The organism is Solirubrobacter phytolaccae (assembly GCF_027587195.1).
Lineage (GTDB): Bacteria > Actinomycetota > Thermoleophilia > Solirubrobacterales > Solirubrobacteraceae > Solirubrobacter > Solirubrobacter phytolaccae.
In genome coordinates this window covers 1-1,916 of record NZ_JAPDDP010000156.1, presented here as the reverse complement: position 1 = coordinate 1,916, position 1,916 = coordinate 1, and the positions used below count along the sequence as shown (strand labels likewise).

General features: G+C 78.2%; 1 protein-coding gene and 1 pseudogene. Both read right to left on the bottom strand.

Going from position 1 to position 1,916, the window contains the following annotated elements; genetic code table 11:
* Positions 1–867 (bottom strand): annotated as a pseudogene (locus tag OJ997_RS36170) (hypothetical protein); the annotation flags it as partial.
* Positions 864–1,916 (bottom strand): peptidoglycan-binding domain-containing protein (locus OJ997_RS36165; RefSeq protein ID WP_270030333.1); only part of this gene is annotated, 1,053 nt, incomplete at its 5' end. The pseudogene OJ997_RS36170 and the gene OJ997_RS36165, both read right to left, overlap by 4 nt.

Genomic DNA, 1,916 nt, shown 5'->3' with positions numbered 1-1,916 from the left:
GTGGCCGGCGGCACCGGACGAAGCCGGGGCGGCGACGGCGTGGCCGGCGGCAGCGGGCGAGGCCGGCGCGGCGCTAGCGGCCGGCGTGACGTGGCCGGCCAGCGCGAGGGTCGCTGCGCTCAGCTGCAGGCGGACGGACCGAGGCGGGTGGGCCGCGCCGGTGGCGGGCGCACCTGCCGTGAGGTAGTGCGCGAGCGTACTCGTGAAGGCCGGGCCGAGCATCAGCGTCGCGAACACGTCCGCGAACGCCTCTTGGCGCCAGGGCGCCCAGGTGTGGTCCGGTCCGAGCGCGTCGGCGACGGCCGCGTCCAGCGCCGGGCCGAGGTTCAGATCGGCCTCGACGACGTGGCCGACCTCGTGCGCGACCAGCGGCAGGTCGGGCAGGTGCTCGAGCTGGAACCACGGCAGCCCGATCAGGGCGACCGGAAGGCCGCGCCGCGCGCCGGAGCGGGGCCGGGCGAGCGGGCTGAGCTCGCCGCCGAGGCCGACCAGCGGCGGCTCGCACGGCGCCCCGCGCCGGATCGCCGGCTCGTAGCACCGGAACGCGAGCTCGTCGGCGGCGACCAGGAAGTCCTCGAAGTGCTCGACGTAGCGGAGCACGAGCGAGCCGCGCACCTGGTCCCAGAGCCCGTGCAGCGCGAGGATCATCGCCTCGGCCGGCTCGGCGTCCACCCCGCCGGGCGTGTCCAGCCACGCGCGCACGTCGCGGACCGGCACGGCCAGCGCGTCGGCGACCGCGTCGACCTGCGTGTGGTGCTTCTCGAGCCGCCCGCCTACCGCCGCCTCACCGCGGAAGTAGGCGAGCTCGTGCTCGAGGCCCGCGAGCTTGTGGGCAAGCTCGACGCCCTTGTGCGCCGTCGCCGTCACGGCGCCGGGAACCGCTCGTGCGGCGTGCGCGCGAACAGCGCGCAGGCCGTGAACGCGAGCGCGTCCTCGACGCCGTCACCCGCGCGGGAGCGGATCGCGGCGGCGGTCGTGTGCACGTCCTCCCCGGTCGCGAGCGCGCCCACGAGCGCGTCGTAGAGCCGCTGCTGGCGCCGGTAGCGGGCGAGGCCGGTCGCGAGCACCGCGCGCGCCGTCCCGACCGCGGTCAGCTCGGCCGCGAAGCCGTTGCGCAACCGCAGCTGCGTGAGCGCCTCGCCCCGGCCGGGCGGCGCGGGCGTGTCGACGACCACCAGCGGCGTCGGCGCGTGGCGCGGGAGCAGCGCGTCGAACGCGGTGCCCGTGACGCGGCCGACGATCCCGCCGAGCAGGTCGAGCGCCGGGGCGCCGTGGTGGTCCACCAGCCCGACGTTCAGGTGCAGGACCGCCGCCGGGTGCTCGGCGAGCGTGTCGGCGAGCCGGCGCGCCGAGGGCGAGTCGAGCACGACCGTCTCGAAGCCCGCGCGCTCGTACAGCCAGTCGACCGGCACGCCGCTGTGCCGCGACCCGCGATACGAGCGCTGCTCGGCCCGATGCGACGGCCGCACGACGACCACCCGCGCCCGCCCGGCCACCGCGGCGTGCAGCCGCTGCGTGCTGACCGCGTCGGGCTCGCCCGTCGCCGCCAAGCCGTGCTCGGCCTGGAACGCGACGAGCGCGGCCCGCGTCCGTGGCCCGAGGTCGCCGTCCGGGGCGAGGTCGCCGAGGAAGCCGCAGCGGGCGAGCGCGCCCTGGATCGCCCGCAGGTCCGCCGCCTCCCCACGCGCCCGCGGCGCACGCCGGAACAGCCGCAGCCCGACCGCCGCGAGCGCGGGCGCCGCGAGCTCCCACGGCAACGCGCGCAGGGTCGCGTCGGTCATCCGCAGCCCGAGATCGAGCGGCGCGCCGTCGCCGCCCGGGGCCGCGAGCGGGTCGCGATCGGGCGCGTCGTCGCCGCCCAGGGCCGCATCGGGCGCGCACCGGTCACGATCGGGCGCGTCGAAGTCGGATCGTAG